This window comes from Caballeronia sp. LZ033 (assembly GCF_031451265.1).
Classification (GTDB): Bacteria; Pseudomonadota; Gammaproteobacteria; order Burkholderiales; family Burkholderiaceae; genus Caballeronia.
Genome location: NZ_JARUXQ010000001.1, coordinates 1,238,616 through 1,255,788 on the forward strand (window position 1 = coordinate 1,238,616; position 17,173 = coordinate 1,255,788).

At 55.7% G+C, this 17,173-nt stretch carries 22 protein-coding genes and 1 tRNA gene; 5 read left to right on the forward strand and 18 right to left on the reverse strand.

Features of this window, described 5'->3' with window-relative positions; translation table 11 throughout:
- Nucleotides 1–177: 177 nt before the first annotated feature.
- Genes QCE62_RS05620 through QCE62_RS05645 form a run of 6 tightly spaced genes read right to left on the reverse strand, consistent with a single transcriptional unit; the run spans nt 178 to nt 5,082 of the window.
- Complete coding sequence (locus QCE62_RS05620; RefSeq protein ID WP_309915317.1) at nt 178–333, reverse strand: hypothetical protein; 156 nt, start codon at nt 331–333, stop codon at nt 178–180.
- Entirely contained in the window at nt 326–784 is a 459-nt protein-coding gene (locus tag QCE62_RS05625; RefSeq protein ID WP_309915320.1) for a hypothetical protein, read from the reverse strand. The genes QCE62_RS05620 and QCE62_RS05625 overlap by 8 nt, the downstream gene beginning before the upstream one ends.
- Nucleotides 777–1,880 (reverse strand): ATP-dependent RecD-like DNA helicase, encoded by a 1,104-nt coding sequence (locus QCE62_RS05630; RefSeq protein WP_309915323.1) that lies wholly within the window; start codon nt 1,878–1,880, stop codon nt 777–779. The genes QCE62_RS05625 and QCE62_RS05630 overlap by 8 nt, the downstream gene beginning before the upstream one ends.
- Nucleotides 1,870–2,061, reverse strand: coding sequence for a hypothetical protein (locus tag QCE62_RS05635; RefSeq protein ID WP_309915328.1), 192 nt, complete (start codon nt 2,059–2,061; stop codon nt 1,870–1,872). The genes QCE62_RS05630 and QCE62_RS05635 overlap by 11 nt, the downstream gene beginning before the upstream one ends.
- A gap of 10 nt (nt 2,062–2,071) precedes the next feature.
- Nucleotides 2,072–4,573: a VapE domain-containing protein gene (locus tag QCE62_RS05640; RefSeq protein ID WP_309915331.1), complete on the reverse strand. Its 2,502-nt coding sequence runs from the start codon at nt 4,571–4,573 to the stop codon at nt 2,072–2,074.
- On the reverse strand, nt 4,570–5,082 hold the full coding sequence (locus QCE62_RS05645; RefSeq protein WP_309915334.1) for a hypothetical protein: 513 nt from the start codon (nt 5,080–5,082) through the stop codon (nt 4,570–4,572). The genes QCE62_RS05640 and QCE62_RS05645 overlap by 4 nt, the downstream gene beginning before the upstream one ends.
- A gap of 644 nt (nt 5,083–5,726) precedes the next feature.
- Here QCE62_RS05645 and QCE62_RS05650 point away from each other — a divergent pair.
- The gene (locus tag QCE62_RS05650) at nt 5,727–5,915 is read left to right on the forward strand and encodes a hypothetical protein (protein ID WP_309915337.1); all 189 of its coding nucleotides are present in this window, start codon (nt 5,727–5,729) and stop codon (nt 5,913–5,915) included.
- 300 nt (nt 5,916–6,215) lie between these two features.
- Here the strand turns inward: QCE62_RS05650 and QCE62_RS05655 are convergent, their stop codons facing one another.
- The 5 genes from QCE62_RS05655 to QCE62_RS05675 form a co-directional block, all read right to left on the reverse strand.
- Nucleotides 6,216–6,626 (reverse strand): hypothetical protein, encoded by a 411-nt coding sequence (locus tag QCE62_RS05655; protein ID WP_309915340.1) that lies wholly within the window; start codon nt 6,624–6,626, stop codon nt 6,216–6,218.
- Nucleotides 6,627–6,700: 74 nt separating this feature from the next.
- A complete protein-coding gene (locus QCE62_RS05660) occupies nt 6,701–7,069 on the reverse strand; it encodes a hypothetical protein (RefSeq protein ID WP_309915343.1) in 369 nt (122 codons plus the stop codon).
- A gap of 88 nt (nt 7,070–7,157) precedes the next feature.
- The gene (locus tag QCE62_RS05665) at nt 7,158–8,039 is read right to left on the reverse strand and encodes a lipoyl domain-containing protein (protein ID WP_309915346.1); all 882 of its coding nucleotides are present in this window, start codon (nt 8,037–8,039) and stop codon (nt 7,158–7,160) included.
- Between the two features lie 106 nt (nt 8,040–8,145).
- On the reverse strand, nt 8,146–8,418 hold the full coding sequence (locus QCE62_RS05670; RefSeq protein ID WP_309915349.1) for a hypothetical protein: 273 nt from the start codon (nt 8,416–8,418) through the stop codon (nt 8,146–8,148).
- Nucleotides 8,419–8,489: 71 nt separating this feature from the next.
- Nucleotides 8,490–8,951, reverse strand: a complete 462-nt coding sequence (locus QCE62_RS05675) for a hypothetical protein (protein WP_309915352.1) — start codon at nt 8,949–8,951, stop codon at nt 8,490–8,492.
- Between the two features lie 138 nt (nt 8,952–9,089).
- On the opposite strand from QCE62_RS05675, the gene QCE62_RS05680 reads away from it, so the two are divergent.
- Entirely contained in the window at nt 9,090–9,314 is a 225-nt protein-coding gene (locus tag QCE62_RS05680) for a hypothetical protein (RefSeq protein WP_309915354.1), read from the forward strand.
- A 123-nt stretch (nt 9,315–9,437) separates the two neighbouring features.
- Nucleotides 9,438–10,037: a hypothetical protein gene (locus QCE62_RS05685; protein WP_309915357.1), complete on the forward strand. Its 600-nt coding sequence runs from the start codon at nt 9,438–9,440 to the stop codon at nt 10,035–10,037.
- Nucleotides 10,038–10,110: 73 nt separating this feature from the next.
- Here the strand turns inward: QCE62_RS05685 and QCE62_RS05690 are convergent, their stop codons facing one another.
- The gene (locus QCE62_RS05690) at nt 10,111–10,410 is read right to left on the reverse strand and encodes a hypothetical protein (RefSeq protein ID WP_309915360.1); all 300 of its coding nucleotides are present in this window, start codon (nt 10,408–10,410) and stop codon (nt 10,111–10,113) included.
- Between the two features lie 274 nt (nt 10,411–10,684).
- Here QCE62_RS05690 and QCE62_RS05695 point away from each other — a divergent pair, with 274 nt between their 5' ends.
- Together QCE62_RS05695 and QCE62_RS05700 are read left to right on the forward strand one after the other, a co-directional pair.
- Nucleotides 10,685–11,842 (forward strand): AAA family ATPase, encoded by a 1,158-nt coding sequence (locus tag QCE62_RS05695; RefSeq protein ID WP_309915362.1) that lies wholly within the window; start codon nt 10,685–10,687, stop codon nt 11,840–11,842.
- Nucleotides 11,835–12,560, forward strand: coding sequence for a hypothetical protein (locus QCE62_RS05700; RefSeq protein ID WP_309915365.1), 726 nt, complete (start codon nt 11,835–11,837; stop codon nt 12,558–12,560). The genes QCE62_RS05695 and QCE62_RS05700 overlap by 8 nt, the downstream gene beginning before the upstream one ends.
- 339 nt (nt 12,561–12,899) lie before the next feature.
- Here the strand turns inward: QCE62_RS05700 and QCE62_RS05705 are convergent, their stop codons facing one another.
- The 6 genes from QCE62_RS05705 to QCE62_RS05730 form a co-directional block, all read right to left on the reverse strand.
- The gene (locus QCE62_RS05705; protein ID WP_309915368.1) at nt 12,900–13,460 is read right to left on the reverse strand and encodes a hypothetical protein; all 561 of its coding nucleotides are present in this window, start codon (nt 13,458–13,460) and stop codon (nt 12,900–12,902) included.
- Nucleotides 13,461–13,623: 163 nt separating this feature from the next.
- A tRNA-Pro gene (locus QCE62_RS05710) sits at nt 13,624–13,700 on the reverse strand.
- A 153-nt stretch (nt 13,701–13,853) separates the two neighbouring features.
- Nucleotides 13,854–14,609, reverse strand: a complete 756-nt coding sequence (locus QCE62_RS05715) for a hypothetical protein (protein ID WP_309915370.1) — start codon at nt 14,607–14,609, stop codon at nt 13,854–13,856.
- Between the two features lie 79 nt (nt 14,610–14,688).
- Complete coding sequence (locus tag QCE62_RS05720) at nt 14,689–15,135, reverse strand: hypothetical protein (protein WP_309919642.1); 447 nt, start codon at nt 15,133–15,135, stop codon at nt 14,689–14,691.
- 149 nt (nt 15,136–15,284) lie between these two features.
- Entirely contained in the window at nt 15,285–16,178 is an 894-nt protein-coding gene (locus QCE62_RS05725; RefSeq protein ID WP_309915373.1) for a LysR family transcriptional regulator, read from the reverse strand.
- A gap of 65 nt (nt 16,179–16,243) precedes the next feature.
- The gene (locus tag QCE62_RS05730) at nt 16,244–17,167 is read right to left on the reverse strand and encodes a LysR family transcriptional regulator (protein ID WP_309915374.1); all 924 of its coding nucleotides are present in this window, start codon (nt 17,165–17,167) and stop codon (nt 16,244–16,246) included.
- Nucleotides 17,168–17,173: the final 6 nt, after the last annotated feature.

A 17,173-nucleotide genomic window follows, 5' to 3' on the forward strand; every position in this document is an offset into this window, starting at 1 on the left:
GAACGTCTTCGAAGCAGACGTTCTGCATCGAAGCTGCTCTCAGCGTTGAGGCTCGTTCGTGTAGACGTGGCCTGGCCGTCACGGCTCAGTGGCGAACGCGTTAACTGCCTGTGTCGAAGGTCATGCCAGCACCTCGGGCAGAGTATCAATAAAAAGCTCAGCGCTGGCTTAGTCACATCACATCGACGCGGCAATATCGCCGGGATCGACGCCACGCGTCAAAGCGAATGCGGCTTCAGTCTCCGCCAGTTGCACAAGATCATCGACCGCCTGCCGAAAGTCGGCTTCGTCATTATCGGCGGCGTCGAGAGCATCAACGAACGGATCAGTCATGGCCGCCATCCTGGTCGAAGTGTTTCAGTACTGCGCCGTAGTTCGACAGTATCTCGACCTTAGGCAGCGTCCCTGATGATGGACGCAAACTCATGAATAGACGCATTACCGTTGGACTGCTATCGTCTTCGACATCGCGCTCCATGGCGATGCCAGCGATGGATGCGGCGTATATCAGCTCGCGCTCGGTCACTCGTAAGTGTTCCAGTACTCCGCAAACCAAATCATCGGTATTTAGGTGATACGCCATATCGCTGGGAATGAAGCTACGTTCCAAGAACAGAACGCACTCACGAACAGCTTCTAAGTTAACCCAATGCGCTAAATCGCTCTCAACGTCTGCGTAATCTATGCCCAACTCATTGTCCAGCCCGTTGATAGCCTGTCCACACATCTTCGTGAGTGAATCGGCATCGTGGATATCAGTTCTAATCACAGGTAGCTTAAACATTTGCGATTGCCTCACTTCGAAAATTGGTAGCTCTTTTTGAGATGTAAATCCGAGCACTTGTAGTGGCTCTAGTTAATGCCGTATACATGCATTTAGCGTAGCTGTCGGTTATGTCGTCGTAAATTAAAACCTTCGGCCATTCGCTGCCTTGAGAGGCGTGGATCGTCGCTGCATATCCAAAATGGAAAACACCGGGCCATTTGCTTTTGCCGCCGAACGTACTCGAATCCCATTCTGCGATGATATTTCTGTTGCCAACGCGCAGGCTGATTCTTGATCCATAGGGTTCTGACAAGACGGTGCCAATCTCGCCGTTCATCAGTCCACACGACGGTTGATTCCGCCGACACAGAATTTTCTCCCCCACCTGCGGCAATGTTCCGCTGAACCCTAATAAGGTCCGCGCCCGGTTGTTCAAATGCATGCGGTCGTCGTTGAAAAAGCAAAGCATTATGGCGTCGTCACCGCAATGGTCTCGAATAACGTCATCAGATGGAAATCCGCTCTCGATCGTTACGTCTCCGATCTTCACATCGTCTCGCAAGACCTCGCCTTTTCTGACGCGTGTTGCAAATTCCAGTACGCCTGAACCTTCGTCTTGCCGTTCGATTTTCTCCAACAATATGGACATATTGAGCCTTGTGAAAAACGGGTCTCCGAGGACTGGTCCTAGCTGACCAATATCCCCAAGAGCCAGCACGGGAATGCCATACTGCAGAATATCCTCCATTATTTTTTGGCTCACCATCGATGCTTCATCGACAACGATTAAATTTGCTTTGAGATTTAAGTCTTCTTTGTCAACAAAGATCGGATTGCCTTTCGCGTCCTCACCTTTGCAGTCATAGATTAGCGAATGAATAGTACGCGCGCCCGAGCAGCCTTTATCTCTAAGCCTGCTTGCAGCCTTTCCGGTGAATGCGCAAAAGATTACTCCCCCATCGGGGCAGCACTTGGTGGCGATCGTTTTGGCAATAGTTGTCTTTCCAGTACCCGCATAACCGGACAGGAAAAAATACTGCTGTTCGCCATTCTTGAACCAGTCTACCGCTTTGCTAATAGCAGCTAACTGTTCGCTATTGAAGTTAAACGACATTGGCAAGTGCCCCCCTCTTCAGGCGCGCTTTTTCAAGAATGCGCTGTTTATTTTTTTGATAGTAATCGGCGTAATACTTTTTTTCCGCTTCAATGTTTTCGCGATAGCGCCTCGCGCGCTGTTCGAGGATCCGCTCGCGGTTCAATTGGTAATAGGCTTTGGCTTCTTCTGGCGTTCTCATAATCGTTTCCTTAGCTGTTTTTCGTGATTGACCAATACTTGCCGTCTTTCTGCCGGAAATTTGTGTAGCCCATTTTCTTCAATATCTCGGCTGCTTCGTTCTGGTTGAAAAAATTCAAACGGCGGTTTTGCTTCACCCACGATTCAAGGTCACGCATCTTGAACTTGTGCTGCCAAGGATGACTGTAGTCTGAAGACAACGACGCAAGGTAGTCTTCGACATAGCTCTCGGTCACATCATCTTCGCGGAAGTCGTCACGGACCGCTCCTGCAAGTTGATCTGCTTCCTCATGTTGCACGCCGGTACGCCTGAATATCTCGGCCGCTTCCGCCCAAAGCTGGTCTCGTTCGGCGCTAACCAGGTCGGTGTCGATGACATCATTGATGATTAATGGAAGCCAACGTCGCGCACGTCCATGAGCGGGAAGGGGGGTGGTGCTGTTGGTGGAGCCTATGAAGATGCATCTGCGCGGATATTCGCGTTCCGTTTCCCGATACTTCGGCGTCCACTTTTCAACTGTCGAGGTAATGAAACTAAAGACGTGCTCCCGTCCGGCCGTTTTCAGACCTTTCAACTCGTCAAGCTCCAAAACGAGTTTTCCGACAATGGCGCGCGACAGGTTTTCACTCTTTTGCGAGAAGTCGATCTTTCCGTAAAACTTCGCATCTGGCGACAAGAGTTCCACGAAGGTGGATTTGCGCATGCCTTCGTCAGAAATCAGAATTGGCACCATGTCTGCCTTCACGCCAGGATGAAGCACGCGCCCCGCCATTGCTGTCCAGAGGTAGTTTGAAACGGCGCGGTGATATGGCGTATCTTTAAGGTGACACGCTCGCATCAGGAACGTCTCTACCCGCTCATTGCCATCCCATTCCAGGCTGTTGAGCCAATTCTGCGCACTGTCGTATTGATTCGTGCTGGCTGCTTCACGAACGGCGTTGCGGACAAGCGTTTCCGAAACGTATCGGTTAAATCCGTCGAGCTGCTCAACATGGGACGCAATGCGGTGATAATCCTCATCGTCAACCGGAGTTCCGCTTACGCTTATCGTTTCTGTGAACGTGTCGCGGCGAAACTCTCCGTAACTCCGAATGCCAAGAGCGACATTGGTGTTGCAGATGACAATCGCTCCTTCCTCATCGAGTAGATAGTCTCCCTCTTGACGCTGCACAACTTGCTTCAAGGGCCTGCACGCATCGCGCCAAAGGCCGATACCGACGCCGGTTGCCTTGCTCATCGCCTTCGCCAGTGCGTCGCGGTCAATGGGTGTCAGCCCATATGTGCGTGAAACCGCCGCAGCAATCTGCTGCATCTTAACGGCATCGTCGCCACATGCAGCGATCTGCTGACGATGGTCCGCGATCTTTTGGGCAAGGTTATCGCGGTCACTTTCGACGGTTGGCTCGGCCACGAGGACGCGGCGGTCGATGCCGACGACAGGAGCAAGCGCCGGCACATCTTCTGTTGGTAGAACAGCGGATTGATCAAAGGTCGCCCGCTGATCTACGCCCAAGCACATACGCACGCGCTCCAAGCCATGGACGCGGTGCAAATCGTTGAAGTCAACAAATGTTTTGGCGGCATCGTCATCAACGGCCGGCAAAACGACATCGTCAAAATGGGGAAAGCACAGCGAGGCATCCGGTACGGACTTGGCGACGGCCTGCGCTTTTGTCAGTCCCGGATTCCCAGGAGTGGCCCAGTCATTGTCCGCACAAACGATGATGTGTGCGGCGGAATAACTTTCACGCAATGCCTTGGCAACAGGCAAGAGATTGCCCGCGTCCATGGCAGCTATTACGACACCGCCCACGGCTTCGTAGATGGAACATGCAGTTGCCCAGCCTTCGCAGACAAAGATCTCTCCGGTTTCGCTTCCGGGCGCGTCGCCGGCGAGAACGAAGTTGCCGGACTTCTTGCCGTCTTTCAGATAAATCTTTTGGCCGTCCGGAGCGATGGTTTGAACGCTATGAATTGCGCCGATCACGTCGCGGATCGCCAAGACGAGATTTGGGCCAAGCTGCTTTGCACCTGTTGGGGCAATCCCTTTTGCGATGACGTAGTGATGGGACGGATCGACCTCGTGGGAAGCCTCCCATTGCGCAATCCCTCGAGCAGCGGCTTCGCTCTCTCTGCGCTGGCACTCTGCGATTTCCCTCGCCTCAGCGGCCTCGCGTTCCACGCGACGGGCTTCGCGATTCGCGGACGAATCAGGCGCCGTTTTAAAACGGCTCGGATCAAAGCCGTTTTGCTTTGCCAAGAAAATCAACGTTCCAAAGCCGACGCCAGTCCCGGCGCGCTTGAACGATTTCCAGACAGCCTCTGCGTCGCGCTGCTTAAAGTTGTCGCACTGGCTGCTTGCATCGAGCCAGATTTGTTTGCCTTTTTCGCCTAGTTCGGCCTTAATTGCCATTCCGGCCTTCGTCCACGTTTCGCGGTCGGTCAGGTCGAGATAGGAAAGTGCTGCTTGGGCTTTTGCGAATTGATCGTTGTAGTTCGGGATGGCGCTCACAGGACACCTCCCAGACGGCTGACGCGCGTCGGACGTTCTACCGCGGGCGGTTCTCCAGGCCCGTCAGAATCGGATCCGCCGGAGGACGTGGTGCGACGAGCTGTGGGCCGGTGGGCGGCGCGTGTACGGCGGGCGGTGCGGACAAAGCGCACGGGGTGAGCGGCGGCACGACGAACACGGGCGGCGGGACGCGCATGGCGACCAAACGACTTGCGGAAGCGCTGCTCCTGGCGAAGATGCTCCACGCGTTCAGTTGCACTCATGCCGGCAAACATCTCGCCGCGCGACTGCTCGTACTCTGCATCGATTTCCAAGGCAAATGCCGGATTGGACTCGTATTCGTTATCGAAGGCTTCGGCGTCTTCGTGAGCACGGCGCTCAGCACGAATGTTTCGGCGATACTCGTCGTCGTCAACCATGAATCCGCTGGTCGTTTTGCCGTGCATTGAAACGACGATATTCCAATCAACGCCAGGCGCACGCTTGTTAACTGCTTGAAATTCAAGCATAATCAACTCCATCGTTAGTGTTATTTAAGGGCTGTCCTCGCGGACGGCCCTTTTTTTATCGGCCGCTCATACAGTTCGCATGCCTTAATGCGAACTGTAACCCAACTTTTTCAAGTTAACAAGCCCAAGTTGGTGATAAATTTCACGCGAATCATTCGGTATAGTTCAATCTGCTGAAAAATGACTGAACTATACCAATTTATGCTGCGGCGTCCGCGGTTCGGGTCAGGTAGGTGAACCCCGGTGAACCCCTGGTGTATAGGGGGTTCACCGCTCAAAGCCTTACTGGACATGGGTTTGCGGGATGGTGAACCCCGGTGAACCCCCTTTTTATGAAAATTATAGAAAAAATCTAAAGTTGGCGGTGCAAGGACGCATTGGTGCGTCTATAAGGGATTGTAGTAATAGGGGGTTCACCGGGGTTCACCTTTGCCCGGAAGCCTTGCTGGATAAGGCTTTGACGGGTGAACCCCCCGGGTTCACCAAGGTACATCGGGGTTCACCACTGGCGCGCGAACGCGCTGGCGTCCAAAAAGACAGGAAATGTAGGGGTTAATCCGCAGACAGGCGAGAACTGGGGCTAAAGCTGTGTCCTCAGCGACCGTTATTGCGAGGGTGATTAATGCGGGAGCCTAGGCGCTCAGATGCCCGAGACCAATACGAAGTCCATGGAGTTTCTCGTCGCTGCGATCGAAACGGAAGACAAGTGGTTTCTGAATACTGGGAAGCTACGGATTACGCTTAACAGCGGCTCGATCGTGGCGTTGTTGGCAATGTCCCAAGCCCTCTTGGCGAATGGGCATTTCGGGGCGCTCAAGCCGTTTCTCTTGTAAGCGCTAGGGGTGTTTCTTTTTGGGATTTGCACTGGAGTCGCAGCATTCAATGTTCGCCGCGTCGCCTGGAGTGCGACGATCGGACAAGGCGCCTTGACTTGCAAGACGTCCTGCATCGGGAGCTTATGAGGTCCTACCTTGGTCTGAGTCTGTCATTTGTTGCGTTCATGGCTGGGGCCGTCGTTATTGGCGCAGGAATGGCGTTGACGCTCTGAGCCGAGCGGCTTTACCCGGAACCGCTAGGCCGGACACGACAGCACCAGCCATTGACGTAACCGCTTCGCGAGCAAGTCAGGCAGTTCAGTCGCAAGGTGGCAACAACTCTTCGATCGGCTTTGCAGCGACCAAGTGGGAGAAGACCTTGAGCAGCGCTCCGCGCGACGCGTCGGGCGTTCGCCGATATAGTTCCATGATGGCTGTTTGGAACGCTTGAGCATCGGCGTCTGCCGGCATGGCGTGATCAGTGTCGAGCCAACCCGAAGGAAGGGCGAGCGCCGTCTCGATTCGGTCGCGCAGCAGGGCGCCCAGATCCTTGTGGCCGTTCCTCAGTTGCGACATCTGAATTGGATCAACGCCGACATGTTCGGCGAAGCGTTTGAGCATGCCTTTTTCCGGATCTGAGGGGAAGGCGGCGCGACGCTTTCGCTTGAACAACTCGAATTGCATCTCCAGATTCTCGCGTCGCCTCTCACTCACGGCCTTGATGGTCACAGTAGTATTTTTCCGGTGTGTTTCATTGCTTGGATCTCGGCCAACGAACCCGCGATGTATTCTCGCGGGCCGTGTCAAGCCAGCTTCTGCATGGTCTTCTTGTAAGCACGCCCGATCAGCCAGCAGATGTGGGAGCCTAGAAAAATGGCGATGAATAAAAACGCTCCGAGGGCCGCGTAAGGGCCGGCAATGCCGGACACTGCGCAATTCGGCGCTGCGATCGGGCCGTAGTCAACTTCACGAAGGGCGACATCCAAGGCGGCGTCGCTCAATTGGTCAACGGAACGTTTCTCGGCCTTCGCGAGGGCTAACTCGTCGTGGGCGGACTTCCAACTGGCGTATCGCGTGGCGCATTCTTTCCTCTCGGTATAGGTCGGAATAACGGCTACACCTACGCCCACTGCGACAGCAACGCCGAGGATCCACTTGCTTGCGCGTTGCATGATGCGCCCTCCCATATTTTTGATTATCGCCGTAGTATCGGACAGCAGCCGCAAATCTTAAGTGCGCTGGTATACGCACGCATAAGCGTTACAAGGTTGCGATCGCGTCACCATTGCGTACTTTGTCACCGACCTGCACGTTGAGTTTGAGAATGACGCCGGCTGCTTCAGAGACAACGTCAAGTGTCGTTTTGTCCGTCTCAAGCGTCGCGATCGCCTGGTTAAGCTCGACCCTGTCGCCTCGGTTCACGTGAACTTGGATGACGTCGGCTTGCTCATCTTCGTTAAGCTCCCGCACGATCACTGCGTGCATTCTATTCGCCGGCTGTGCACCTGCCGAAGGCTCGATCCGCGGCAGAGAAAGCTTTGGAATCTCAGTAAGGATGCGTTCGCCCCGTCCGTCGATGAATTCTCCAATGTGCTGCCAGTCCGTCTTGGCCTTCACGAGTCGCTCTCCCCAGACGTCGAGAATGGCTTTGCGTAGCTCTGCCGCCTGCAGCTTGACGAACGCTTTCTGCTGCTCGGAGGTTGCGATTGCATGCATCCCAGCAAGTCTCAAATTCTCGGCGATCAGCCACTGACCTTCCCAGTGCGTTTTGCCCTCGTTGATTCGGTTCCGGGCGTACTGCGCTTGCTCACCTATGGGACCGAGTCGGTTAGATATCAGCGAGTGATCACCGAATTCAAGTGCCTCGATTAGTCCCTTGATCCGAGATTCTAGAAGCTCGTACTGGTCCTGCTCAAGCTTGTCGATAACCTGGCGGGCAACATCTGGAGCGATCGTCTCCAGTTTTTTCGACAGCTGCTTCAACGCAGTGCGAAGCTGGTCGGCTACCTCGGGAAATTGGGGATCTGCGTGCAACTGCTCTCGTGTGGGTTCCTTCGCGGGTTCATCATCGCGTGTCAGCCTTACCAAAATCCGCTCCGCGAAAGCAGTCCCAATGTTGCGCAGCGTTTGCGACCAATCCATAGCGTATATCCTGTTGAGCCTCTTCAAGCAAGGGTTAACGGCTGGATGCTCCCGAACTTGATCGAAACGCGTAAGATGAACCCGAGGGATACGACAAAGCCCGATGTTACTTCAGGACCTCAATGGCAATCGGCTCGTCATCGTCGCCCTCGACTTGCATCTTTAATTCGCCGGAACGTGACTTGAAAATGATGACGGCAGGTGAATACGCGTAGTGATAGTGGTAGTGGTAACTTTTCTGCTGGATGATGTGGCCGTCCGCTAGCCTGTACACAGTTTCGCCGTCCCATCCATGAAACTCGCCGTCAATGTTCCCCTCGTAGGCAAACGCGGACAAGGACAGCACCGACAAAATCAACGCGCATAGTTTTTTTTTCATTTTGAATGTTGTGGTGAAGTTTGGTAGCGCTCGTCCTTCAGGTAGTTGAGCACCATTCGCTCAGTGCGCCCTCAATATTGGTGTACGTAGACATTTATCGGCCGGTTCATGTTGTCGATCATCTGTTGGTTCTGCATGATCGTCGCGGCGTTGTTCAGCGCCGCGGCAACTCTCGCCGCGCGTTCTCGAGAGGCTTGGCGTTCTGCGGCGTCTCGATTGATGTCGAGTTGCATTCCAGACAGTTGCTCGCGCTCGGTCTGGGTCATGTCGTCCATAGAGATCCTGCCGGCCTCGTAAGCCTGTGCCACGCGAATCATTGTGTCGGCACGCTTACGGGCGATTTGATTCAGTGGGTTGTGATCGTCTGGACCGAGAGCGTTCCGGATGCCGGTGTAGAACTGGACCCATGTCATGGATCCGGAGCGAAGCTCCCAGCGATGGTCGTCGGCCCAGTGTTCCGCGTCTGGGATAGTTGAGACTTGCGCGCAGGCGGATAAGGCGAATATCGCAGCCGTGATGAAGACCCGTTTCATCTGTATGCCCTCGATTCTGGTTGTGATCAGAATATCGGGCGCCGCAGCCAAAACTTAAGTGCGCTGGTTTACGAACTGGAGCACAATCGTTGACAACACGTTACTAAAGGTCGAGCGGGATCCGCCGATATTCCGGACATGAACTATTTCCATGGACCCTTCGAAGCTCGCGACTTCTACCAAGTAAGCAAGAGCGCGGCAGAGATAACGGTCGCGGCAGCCTTCGGCTCGGCTTTCGACGCCGACAATACGGCGCACTGCTTGGCGTTCGTTCAGAATCTCGATGCTCTTCTTGCTGACGACGAGCGGATGCAGTTCCACCGCTGGACTGCGGCAGACTTGCTTGCCTTCGCGTACGGTTGACAGCTGCAGGTCGTAACGAATCCTGAAACGCAGCATTTCAGCTTTTGATCTTCCGGCCCTGCTGCCGTAAGTGCCGCAACGTGAGATGCTTGCAATCGATTCAATGCGAAAGCAAACCAGTCAATGAGCACTCGTCAACCTGATATGTCGGCGTTCCTCAAGTGCGCGCTCGAAGGCGACGAGGGCGGCATGGCGATGCTCGTTGCGCAGGGCGTGGACCTGAAGAAGCCTGACCGCTTTGGTGATAGCCCGCTGACGCAGTTGATTGAGCATCTACAGTACAGTCCTGAGGAACACGTCTTAAGGATGGTCAAGCTGGCGGTCAGACTAGGCGCCGATCCGCGCCAGACAGACGTCGATCGTCATGACGTCTTCGGGCCGCTCGTTGGCGCGATGCTGGGGATGCGCACGGAAGTGCTCCGGTTCCTACTCGAAAGCGGCGCTGATCCCAACGCATTGATTGACGAGGGCAAGCCCATCTCGCTTTACGGGTGGGCATGGTCCGACTATCAGCTTGAAGTCTGGATGGGCAATCCATTGCCTGAGCAGCCGTCCGAGATAGACAAAGTGAGCGAAGAGAGTTGGATCGCATTCTTCGACAGGTTGGCGGTGAAGTATGGCCGGAGGCGTCCGGACTATCTAACCGTGCTTCGTGAATTCGGCGCGTTGACGGATGCCGAGATGGCGCAACGGCGAACTGGCAGCGGAAATTCGTCGGTGTAAGGCCGGCCTGCCTGCGATGCGAATTGCCAGGTGTGACAGCACTCCCTTAGGGAGGCAGCGAGTATCCGGCGCTCTACGACTCGGCAAGCGCCATGATGTCCGGAAGTGTCATGTACGGCGCACGTTCTACGATCGTGCCGATGAAAGAGCGCCAATAGAGGTCGCCTTGGTCCTTGTTGAACGGATCATAGCCACCGTATCGGATGGCTACGTCGGCCATCGCAACGGCGTCGGCGAAGTCGAGCAGAGTTTGAGCTTGCAGTTTGTTCATCGGTGCAATAACGGCGGACTCAGTTGAAGCTGAAGGGCGCTTGGCGATTACGAGACAATCATAGTGCGGCTTCGTATGCGGCAGTCGGCCAGAAAGCGTCATTTACCGCTTCTGCCGCTCGGACCTTCAGGAGTCACTTCCCCGCGGGAGGCGGCCGTCAGTCATGGTTATACGCGGCCCCGCAGGCGGAGAGGGCTAGCCGCTGCGGTGCGCTCGGCGGCTCTTGCTCGTAGTTGCAGTAAGAAAACTCTAAGTGCAGTGGACGTTGATATTTGGCAAAATCCACCAACCAGCACGCCGAAGGTGTGGTTCGACGCCAGTATTTTTAAATCGAAGCGGCAGCAATTGTGCATGACTGAGCGATAGGTAAATCACGATGTTACGACTTAGAAGTTTCAAATTCGAGCAGATCAATCAAGGTGAAAGCTGGTCATACAGCTGGAATAAGATTGGTGATTTGGCAATGATTGTTGGTGTTAATGCAACCGGGAAAACACGACTGCTGAATACGCTGAAAGGTTTTGCGAAAACTCTGTCAGGCCTTCTAATGGTTGTCGGAACGGAGATTACTGAGGCCGAATTTTCGGACGAGGGCTCAGGCTCGGCAGAGGTATATCGGTATAAGATTAGTCGTGAAAATGGAGTTGTAAAGGAAGAGCGGCTTGTCATCAACGGGGAAGATCGGATTATCCGTGAGGCAGGTGGTGAAACTAGAATTTTCTCGCCAAAACTTTATCAGAATGGAATCGATCCGTGGGATGTCATCGGAATCGCAGATAATCAAGGGGTGGTAGCTGCAAAGCGCGACACTATCCAGTATCCGTTTTTGGAGCCGCTTATTGAATGGGCTGAGAATGTCGAGCATTTTTCGTTTACGACCGAAGGCTCGGGTTTCCACGTTATGATGCAGCTTGGCACAGCGTTTGATTTCGCGGCCGCAAAGCGAGCAGATCAAAGCCCAATCCCTCTTTCAGGCTATTTTATGGAGGCAGCCAGGAGGCATGATACAGAGTTTGGAAGTTTTATCGTCAATGCGATGAATGTGATTGACTTTCATATCTCGAAGATTGAACTTGCTTCTGCACCTATTCCGGCAGGCGCGGGCGTGCCGATGATCGGGGTTGCCGCTTATGAGAAAGGCCGGTTGCACCCGACGTTTCAGAATGAGATGTCTTCCGGCATGTTACGCGCCTTAGCTGCAATTATTAAGTTGCGGACTGCTCAAACTGGAAAGGTCGGGACACTGTTGCTCGACGATATCGGCGAAGGTATGGATCACTCTAGATCTGTCAAACTTATAAATCTGTTGTTACGCGAGGCGGAAAAATCGGAAATCCAGTTGTTCATGACCACGAACGACAGATTTGTGATGAATGAAGTGCCATTGCAGCACTGGGTCATCTTGAACAGGAGTAACGGTGTCATTTCCGTGCGTGATCGCTACACTGATCAAAAGCTATTTGATAAATATGAAAGATTAGGTCTTTCAAATTTCGATTTGTTCAAGGCTACGACGAAAACCAAAAATGGCTGATGAAATTATGAATAACAAGAAAAAGGTGGCTTTTTTCGTTGAAGGGCAAACCGAAGCCATTTTTTTGACGGAGTTGCTTTTTGCTTACTTCAGTTATCAGAGTCTTCGTGTAACGCACAGACAAGCGATCGGAGATGATGTGGTTGAGATCGGAGTGCGAGGCAGCCCGCCCCAAGACACCATATATGACATCCTCGTATTGGATTGCCAAGGTGACAATAGAGTGCTTTCGGCAATCGTAGATCGGCAGGGATACTTGCACAAGCAGGGCTATTCAGAAGTAATAGGTTTGCGTGACCTGTTCAATCCGAAGTCTAAAGGCGTCACTCATGCTGACCTGAAAGCGGAGATTGATGAGTATCTGGCGGAGCAAGGCTGCCTGATCTCGTCCAAGGTATTCATTGCCGTCATGGAAATAGAGGCTTGGTTTCTGTGCGCACCAGACTTTTTTGGGAAGATTAACCATGCGCTTGATTCAGCAGCAGTGACGGCGGCGGCTGGTATGGACTTGTCAAAGACAGAAATCGAAGCAATTGCCCATCCTGCCCGCATCATTGAAAAGGTTTTCGCTACGATCGGCGAAGCGTATAACAAGTCGAAAGGTGATACTTATCGAGTCACCTCGAAGCTGAACTATGAGGAGTTGGTGTTGGAAGGCCCCAGTAGATCTAGTTCGCTCAAAGAATTTGTCGATCACATTCATGCCGCGTTCAGCTAGTAATTTCGAGCACCTTGATGACGTACGCGATGCTGGAAGGGCTAACAAAGGGAATTTTGCGGAGCGTCGCAGACGAACGGCCGTTGTATCCCCGAAGTTTACATCGACGAGGACGCGGGTAGACCGGCAAAAGTGGGTGGTACTCAGTAGTGATGCAACTCGGCGGGCTATTTCAAGCAATGAAACGCAGCATTTAACCGCTGCACTTGGGTAGTTGCGTTCGCTGGCACATACTGGAAGGGCGCTGGTCGCACGGCGTTGTAGCCCTCGGAAAGACTTGGCCCGTCAGCGATGGCGGGCTTTTTGTTGGTACTTCGGAGACCGCGGATAGCAGGGTAACTACTTCGCTTGCTCTATACGTTTCTGCGCATCCTTCCATCCACCGGTCCGATAGCGGCGCTGTGCCTCTTTCTCCGCGCGCTTCGCGGTTTCCTGAATAAAATGCTCGTCCATTCTTCCAGGTCGGCCGCAGGAATCGCAGACATAGGTTGAGCCTCCGGTGATCAGCGGCTGGAAGTCGTTCATCGTCAATTGGTTATCGCAACTGGGGCAAAACGCGGTGAAGTCGTCCCAACCGAACGCAGTAATTCGCCAGCGCCAACGCAGTCCGAACAGGATGTCCGATTCGTATCTAGTCGGGATTGTTGAGGCCTCATCCCTCTTGACGTCCCACCACATATAAGCAACGAATCCAATGGCGCCGACCGTTGCGACGAGCCAGATCCAGAAGACCCACCGGGGCAGAGTAACGTCTGTTGCGAGGAAATGAATAAGCGTGACGATCATCCTGGCCATAGGAGCCAAGGATGGAATATAGAAGGAAGCAATCGCCGACACGGCAGCGACAAAGAGTGGGTAGGCGATACCAACAGTAGCCGGGTGCTTCCAGAATGTGCTCATGTCTTTGCGCTGTTGTAGAGACAAAGCTGAGCACGAGGCAGCGCCCTGAGCCTAGTTTGCTAGCGCGTTCTCCCCGTAACCCCAGCTGTAACCCCAAACCGACAATTGAGGCTCTGAAACGACAATGGGCTACGAACCGAAGCTCGTAACCCATTGATTTGTTTGGTCGGGGCGAGAGGATTTGAACCTCCGACCACCTGCACCCCATGCAGGTACGCTACCAGGCTGCGCTACGCCCCGATTGCCTTTGCGAAAGGTCTGGCGTTGCCGTCTGACCCTTCGCCACGATCCCGAACTGCGCTGTGAGGCAGCAGGGTGTGTAGCAAAGAACGGCGATTGTAGCGTGGCGGCGGGCCGGCCGCAAGCGCGCCGGCCCTTTGTGCCGCCAGCTAATTACTGTCTTGCGCCAACGAAGAGCACGCCCGCTTTCGTCGGTGACTGAAGCGTCTGAAGTTCAGCACGCATGGTCGTTCCGGTCATGATCGCAACACCCGATGCAGTGGTGTTCGGATAGGCGCAGTTGTCACCACCGAAGCGAATCGTCAGGTCGTAGACGTTGCCCGACGCATGCGGCTTGATGGACCCGGTGAAATTGCAACTCGTGCCCGTACCCGTGATCGAACCGGTGGCGTCTGCCGTAAGCGTGACGTTTGGGTCGTTGCCGCCGTTGGTCACGCTTTCTCCCTTGAAGATACCTGTGACCGTGGCCTGCATGGGTACGGTGTCGTAGCTCGGATCGTACGTGCCCGCGAAGGTGGTCTTCGCTCCGTTTGCGTAGAGGAGCGTGGTGTTGAGGAGGGCTTTCGCGGAATAAGCGCCAGAGAGCGTGACTGCGTTACTGCCTTGACCCTCGAGGTTGTAGTCGATGCCGCTGCCATTTGACAACTTGCCGTTGCTCGACGTGACCGCTCCAATCACCCCGCCCGCGATGAAGTTCGTATTGCCAGCGACGGAGTAGATCGAATACAGGCGCCCGTCGTCGAGAATGAGCACGGAGGCTTGCCGGTTGCTGTCTGTTTTACCCGAGTAAAGCCCTGCCGCAGACGCCGTGGAAACGGGCGTCGACGGCCCGTTGTCGCTTCCACCGCCGCCGCATGCGGTCAGGATGATCGCGGCCGAAGCGGCGGCGATAGGTGCATGTCGTCTCATTGGATGTCTCTGTTGTAGATGTGAAACTTGCCTCACGAAAACGGGTTCAACGCGCACAGACAGTCACCGTACAAGACCCCTACAGCCGCAACTCCGACCGCGTATAAGCCGACGTCTGAATCTGCACGACATCGCGCTGCTTGCACTGCGCGCGTCGCTCCACCGGACATTTCGCGCAAGCCCTCGCACTCCCGCCCGCACGACATCGCGCGAATCGCTGACGCCTTCGGAACCGCACCGCCAGCGCCAGTGCGATCGTCAACTGGATCAGATAAGTCACAGCGCGTTCACCCCATTCGTTCCGGGACGCATAGCGCTCATACTCCGTGCGCTCGTAGAAGCTGGCCGAAGCAAAGATCATCGTGAGGGCGAAGTCCAGCAGCATGGCCAGACCACACAGTGCAAAGAAGAACAGCGCGCCGTTCCATCGCGGGACGCCGCAAGCTGCATTGACCGTACGGCACACGAATATCACGAACGCCAGCAGGCATAGCCCGAGCGCCAGGGGAAGCCAGGGAAAAACCATGTCGCGCAAACCTCGTGACAGACGAAGTGAGGGAAAGTCCCGGCGACGCGCGAGATCGCGACACACCTGCGACACACCACATCGCGCGCACGCTTCGGGAAGCGGCGCGATGATGGCACGCCGTCTCTCAAGCACGAATACGAGTAATCCTAATAAGGCAGACGATCGCTGAGCGCGTCGGAGAGGAAATCGATGAAGGTGCGCACTTTGCTTGTCATGAACTTGCGGCTGGTGTACACCGCGTACACCGATGGCGCGAACGCCGAATAGTCCGGCAACACGCGCAGCAGCGTTTCGGATGCGAATTCCGGTTCCGCGATCCACGCCGGAAAGTAGGCGAGCCCAAGCCCGGCGCGCACGAGTTGCAGCGCCATCGCGGTGTCGTTGGTCTTGAGCACGGCCTGATGCTTCACGGTGAACGCGCCGTCCGGTCCGGTCAGCGTCACCGATTCGATATTGGTGTAAGTCGGCAACACCAGCCGGTGCCGGGCGAGATCGTCCGGATGGCGCGGCTGGCCGTGCCGCTCCAGATAGCCACGCGCGCCCGCGAGCAGGAAAGGCATCCTGCACAGCGGCCGCACGATCAGCGAAGGCGAGGGATCGGAGGTCGCGCGCAAGGCCATGTCGTAGCCTTCCTCGACCAGATCGACGAAGCGGTTCTCCAGCCGCAGGTCCACCAGCACGCCGGGATAGCGCGCCTGATAGGCCACCACGAGTTCAGCGAACGTGGGATTGGCGAACCAGCCCGGCGCGGTCACCTTGAGCACGCCCTGCGGCTGCGCCGTCTGCGCGCCGACGGCCGCCTCGGCGGCCTGCAGGATATCGAGCGCCTCGCTGCATTGCTCGAAATACACACTGCCGGCTTCCGTGAGACTGAGATGGCGCGTGGTCCGGTTCAGGAGACGCACGCGCAACTGCCGCTCCAGATTCGCGACATGCTTGCTGGTCATGGCGGTCGACATGTCGAGGCGCTCGGCGGCCTTCACGAAGCTGCCCGCCTCGACGACCTCGCGAAACACCCGCAGACTGGTCAGCGCATCCATCGATCATTTTCCGCCGGGCAATAAAACTGCGATGTTAGCGGGATTCATCGCCCGCGAGGTGAAGCTCACTTCGGCCATTCGTCGAGCTCGTCGTTGAACAGCGCGGCCACGACACCGCGCAGCCATTTCGTGCGCGCGTCGTTATGGAACTTGCGATGCCAGTGCTGCTTGAGATCGAAGCGCGGCAGCGCGAGCGGCGGTTCGGCGAGCGTGATCGATGCGTGTTCGGCGACGTACGCGAAGCCGATCGCATGCGGCACCGTGGCGATCAGGTCGGTGCGCGACAGGATGAACGGCAGGCTCATGAAGTGCGGCGTTTCGAGTACGGCGCGGCGGCGCACGCGTTCGCGGTCGAGATGATTCTCGAGGATTTCCTGGCTGCGGCCTTCCGCGCGCACCACCGCGTGTCCGCAGGCGAGAAAGCGTTCCAGCGTCAGCGGTTCGCGTGCAAACGGATGATCGCGCCGCATCAGGCAGATGAACCGGTGTGAAAAGAGCCGCTGCTGGAAGAAGTTGTTGCCGCGCAGATCCGGAAAGTAACCGATGGCCAGATCGATTTCACCGGCTTCGAGCCCGCGTCCGACATCGCCATGCGAAGCCGACACCGAGCGCAGATTCGCATTCGGCGCCTGTTGCGCGAACGCCTGCAGAAGCCGCGGAAGGAACACGATCTCGCCGACGTCCGACAGCGCGATCGAAAAGGTTTCCGAGCTCGTGGACGGATCGAAATGCTGCCGGTCGAGCATGCCGCGCTCGATGCGGGCGAGCGCCTCGCGCGCGGCGGGCACCAGCGCGAGCGTGCGTGGCGTCGGCTCCATGCCGCGTGCGGTGCGCACGAACAGCGGGTCGTTGAAATACTCGCGCAGCCGCGCCAGCGCCGTCGAAACACGCGGCTGGCTCACGCCGAGCCGCTCGGCCGCGCGGCTTACGTTGCGCGTCTCCTCGATGGCGACGAGGTACGGGATCAGGTTCAGATCGAGATCGTTCATGGCGCT